This is a genomic window from uncultured Planktosalinus sp., from assembly GCF_963973675.1.
GTDB lineage: Bacteria > Bacteroidota > Bacteroidia > Flavobacteriales > Flavobacteriaceae > Planktosalinus.
Window position 1 is genome coordinate 1 of record NZ_CAXBAN010000192.1, and the last position, 4,940, is coordinate 4,940.

Annotated in this window: 4 protein-coding genes; 3 read left to right on the top strand and 1 reads right to left on the bottom strand. The window is 41.7% G+C overall.

All coding sequences use genetic code 11. The annotated features are described in order from the left end of the window. The 3 genes from AACY61_RS08535 to AACY61_RS08545 form a co-directional block, all read left to right on the top strand. A partial coding sequence (locus tag AACY61_RS08535; protein WP_339611155.1) for a DUF5686 family protein occupies window positions 1–1,245 on the top strand: 1,245 nt, incomplete at its 5' end. An 80-nt stretch (window positions 1,246–1,325) separates the two neighbouring features. Continuing rightward, complete coding sequence (locus tag AACY61_RS08540) at window positions 1,326–1,865, top strand: inorganic diphosphatase (RefSeq protein WP_339611156.1); 540 nt, start codon at window positions 1,326–1,328, stop codon at window positions 1,863–1,865. A gap of 138 nt (window positions 1,866–2,003) precedes the next feature. Then, on the top strand, window positions 2,004–4,442 hold the full coding sequence (locus AACY61_RS08545) for a sodium-translocating pyrophosphatase (protein WP_339611157.1): 2,439 nt from the start codon (window positions 2,004–2,006) through the stop codon (window positions 4,440–4,442). Window positions 4,443–4,490: 48 nt separating this feature from the next. On the opposite strand, the gene AACY61_RS08550 is transcribed toward AACY61_RS08545, so the two are convergent. Then, window positions 4,491–4,940: deoxynucleoside kinase (locus AACY61_RS08550; protein WP_339611158.1), on the bottom strand; the 450-nt coding region annotated here is incomplete at its 5' end.

Below are 4,940 nucleotides of genomic sequence, written 5' to 3' on the forward strand. Positions count from 1 at the left end.
CGTCAAATCTATGTGATGCTTGACACCCTGCAAACGGTCCCCCGGTTTCAAAGGCTCTATAATATTGGTTCAGTATTGGCATCAGGTTATTATGAACTGCCCGGTTTTGATCTGGGGCCTGTCTTTTCCATTTTTGGGTACAATGAAGCTGAAGGCATGCGAATCAGGGCTGGAGGGCGCACCTATTTCAGTCAAAATGATCGTTGGCGACTGGAAGGGTTTTTGGCCTATGGTTTTAAAGACGATAAATTCAAATATGGTATTTCCGGAAAATGGTTGCTAGACCGTGAACACCGCCTTATAATTTTTGGTGGCAACCGCAGAGATGTGGAGCAAATTGGAGCCAGCCTGACTACCTCCAACGACGTGCTCGGAAGAAACCTAGCCTCCTCTTCATTGGTATCAGTAGGAGCAAACGACCGTTTGACCAATATTAATCTCACCACATTTGGACTGCAACTGGAGCCTGTAAAGGATTTGACCTTCAGGACAACAACTTCCTACCGTACGCTTAAATCAGCAACAGATTCTTTTAGTATGGATTACTATGATGAAAACGGCGTGATTCAAAGTGAAATCAGTCAGCCAGAAATTGAGTTGTCATTAACTTATACTCCTGGTATTCGCACATCGGGCTTTGGAGTGGAGCGCACCATCATCAATTCAGGAAAATACCCGCAGTTTTTTTTGGGATATACCTATGGAGTCAAAGGATTGCTTGAAGGTGATTTTGAATATAAAAAGCTGCAAACTCTGTACACTCAACCCTGGAATATTGGTGGGATAGGACGCCTCTATTCAACCGTTGAGCTGGGTAAAATAGTGGGGGAAGTGCCCTTGGGTTTATTGAGCCCAGTGCCCGGAAACCAAACCTTGTTTAGTATATACAACACCTTTACCTTGCTTGATTATTATGAGTTTGTAAGCGATACCTATGCCTCACTCCATTTAGAGCACAATTTTGGGGGCCGTTTGTTTTCAAGAATCGGGTTTATGAGAGATTGGAATCTGAGGGAAGTGATTGGCTTCAGGGCCATTTACGGTGAGATATCTGAAGCCAACAGTGCGCTGAACGCTTCCAATATTATATATCAGGCTCCCGAAGACATCTATTATGAGTATAGCTTTGGGATTGGAAATATCTTTAAAATATTTAGGCTCGACTTCAATTTTAGAGGTAATTACTTTGAAAATGTAGGGGCCCGGTCATTTGGTGTGACCGGTTCGTTTGGGTTTCAATTTTAGGAAAAATTCTTCACTTATTTTCCTTGTTTATTTCTTCTTTTTAGTTGTATTTTTGCAGCCCGAAAAATAGAACGTGATTTATGAGTGCAGCAAAATTAAAAAAGTTTGATGTTTTAGTTGAGATTCCTAAGGGAAGCAGAAACAAATATGAGTTTGATTTTGAATTGAAAAAAATCAGGTATGACCGTATGTTGTTTTCATCGATGATGTACCCGGCTGATTATGGTTTCATACCCAAAACCTATGCGCTGGATGGTGATCCGCTAGATGTACTGGTTTTGGTTACTGAACCCACCTTTCCGGGGTGTATTATTGAGGTTAAGCCCATAGGCGTGTTCCATATGGCAGATGAAAAAGGACCCGATGAAAAAGTGATTTGTGTGCCAATAAGTGATCCCAACGGAGATAAAATCAATGACATTTCAGACATCAATCCGCATTTAATCAAGGAAATTGAACATTTTTTTCAGGTGTATAAGGATTTAGAGCACAAAAAAGTAGATGTGGAAGGCTGGGGCAATGTAGACGAAGCGCTTGATATTATTGATAAATGTACAGATCGTTTTGCAGATTTGCCACAGGAAACACAAGACTTTTACAAGATTCAAATTTTAGAATAAACAATAGATTTTTTAAGTTAGGTTTTTAGATTCAATTTAGGTTAGATTAAAAAAGCAATACTATAACAAGTATTGCTTTTTTTGTTAACGACATATTTCTTACTTTTACCCGGCTTAACTAAAAATCAAATTCAAACTATGGAATCCAATGTAATATTCTTACCAATTGCCCTTTCAGTAATAGGGTTGTTGTTTATGCTCTATAAAATGAGCTGGGTAAAAAAACAATCGCCCGGGAGTGACCGGATGCAGTTCATTTCAAAAAGTGTAAAAGAAGGTGCTTTGGCATTTTTAAATGCGGAGTACCGCCTCCTTGCAATTTTTGTGGTGATTGCCTCTGTTGCACTTTACTTTATATCGACACAAGTAGAGTTAACCAGCTGGATGATTGTACCCGCTTTCATCATTGGTGCTTTCTTTTCCGCCCTTGCGGGAAATATTGGAATGCGTATTGCTACTGATGCCAATGCCCGAACCGCTGAAGCAGCTAAAACAAGTCTTCCCAATGCACTGAAAGTTTCTTTTAGTGGTGGAACCGTGATGGGATTGGGTGTGGCCGGTCTGGCAGTATTGGGCTTGAGCTTGCTTTTTCTTTTTTTCCTTGGACAATTTATGGGGCTTGAAAACCTTGACTTCTATACCAAAATGACCATTGTACTCGAAGCCCTCGCAGGCTTTTCATTAGGAGCAGAGTCCATTGCACTGTTTGCCCGTGTGGGTGGAGGTATTTATACAAAAGCAGCCGATGTAGGTGCTGACCTTGTTGGAAAAGTGGAAGCAGGTATTCCTGAAGACGACCCCCGAAATCCGGCAACCATTGCCGATAATGTGGGTGACAACGTTGGGGACGTAGCCGGAATGGGTGCAGATCTTTTCGGAAGTTATGTCGCCACGGTACTTGCAGCAATGGTGCTGGGTAATTATGTGATTAGAGACATGTCTGAAACCGTTCAGCACACAGATTTATTTAATAATATGGGTCCTATCTTGCTGCCGCTAGTAATCGCCGGAGTGGGCGTGCTGGCTTCCATCTTAGGAACCTTTCTAGTAAAAATAAAAGACAATACGGCTAAAGAGCCTCAGGTTCAAAAAGCACTGGACATTGGGAATTGGACTTCCATAGTACTTACTTTAATTGCGAGTTACTTCCTGATTGACTGGATGCTTCCCGAAACTATGCAAATGCGCTTTTTTGGGGAAACCTCTGCAAAAATGATACCTTCAATGAATGTATTTTTTGCCGCTTGTATTGGTTTGGCAGTTGGCGCATTGATTTCTTTTGTAACAGCTTATTACACCAGTCTTGGTAAAAAACCGGTTTTGGATATTGTTAAAAATAGTTCGACAGGTGCTGCAACCAATATCATTGCTGGTTTGGCCGTTGGAATGAAATCTACCTTTGCTTCGGTACTGTTATTTGCCGCCGCTATTTATGGTTCGTATGAACTAGCAGGTTTTTACGGGGTTGCTTTGGCAGCATCAGCCATGATGGCTACAACCGGTATGCAGCTGGCAATTGATGCTTTTGGACCTATAGCAGATAACGCCGGGGGTGTAGCTGAAATGAGCGAATTGGACCCGGAAGTGCGTGAGCGTACCGATATTTTAGATTCAGTTGGAAATACCACTGCAGCCGTTGGAAAAGGGTTTGCCATTGCCTCTGCAGCTCTAACAGCACTGGCACTTTTTGCAGCCTATGTAACCTTTACTGGTATTGACGGAATCAATATCTTTAAAGCAGACGTTCTTTCGATGTTGTTTGTGGGAGGAATGATACCTGTTATCTTCTCAGCACTTGCTATGCAGTCTGTTGGAAAAGCAGCTATGGAAATGGTTCAGGAAGTGCGCAGACAATTCCGTGAAATTCCCGGGATAATGGAAGGAACAGCCACCCCTGAATATGCCAAATGTGTTGAAATATCAACCAATGCGGCTTTAAGACAAATGATCCTACCCGGTTTGATTACCATCATAACTCCAATATTAATAGGTTTGATTTTTGGTGCAGAACCCCTGGGAGGGTATATGGCCGGTGTGTGTGTGAGTGGTGTGATGTGGGCTATTTTCCAAAACAATGCGGGTGGAGCCTGGGACAATGCCAAAAAATCGTTTGAAGCCGGTGTTATGATTAACGGTGAAATGACTTATAAGGGCTCTGACGCCCATAAGGCTGCCGTAACCGGTGATACTGTAGGTGACCCGTTTAAAGACACTTCAGGACCCTCAATGAATATTTTAATCAAGCTAACCTGTTTGGTGGGTCTTGTAATCGCACCAATATTGGGTGGTCATGGTGCAGACCATACCGATGCAAATGCACAGGTAGTGAAAGAGGTGTATGTAAAGTCTGAAGACGGAACCCAAAAACTGGTCAGTCAGGATCAGCTTGGAGATGCCAAAGCAACTTCAGAGGTGACAAAACAAATTTTTGTTGAAACATCAGTGAACAACGAGGTAACAACTGCAAAAGTAACAGTGGTCACCGTTGTGAATGGAGAAAAAAAAGAAGAAGTTTCAGAATTTACAGGAACTGAGGCAGAAGTAAAAGCGCGCATCGAAGCGTTAAAGAATCAATAAAAGATTATCAATAAGAAAAAGCCCGATGAATGCTCATCGGGCTTTTTTTTATTCAAATAAACCGTGCAATTCTGCATCAATACGATTGATAATCCCACCCAAGTCTTCAGGGTTGTCAACAAAGTCAAGTTTGTCAACATCAATAATGAGTAGTTTACCTTTGTTATACTTATGTACCCAGGCTTCATATCTTTCATTCAAGCGGCTGAGGTAATCAATACTTATGCTGTTTTCATACTCCCTGCCGCGTTTGTGTATTTGTGCCACTAGATTGGGTATGGAACTTCTTAAATAGATAATCAAATTGGGACTTTCAGTAACTTCTTCCATCAGGTCGAACAGCGACTTGTAATTTTCAAAATCACGGTTCGTCATAAGACCCATCGCGTGCAGATTGGGTGCAAAAATATAAGCGTCTTCATAGATGGTCCGATCCTGGATAACATTTTTTCCGCTGTTGTGAATGTTTAGCACTTGACGAAAACGACTGTTTAAAAA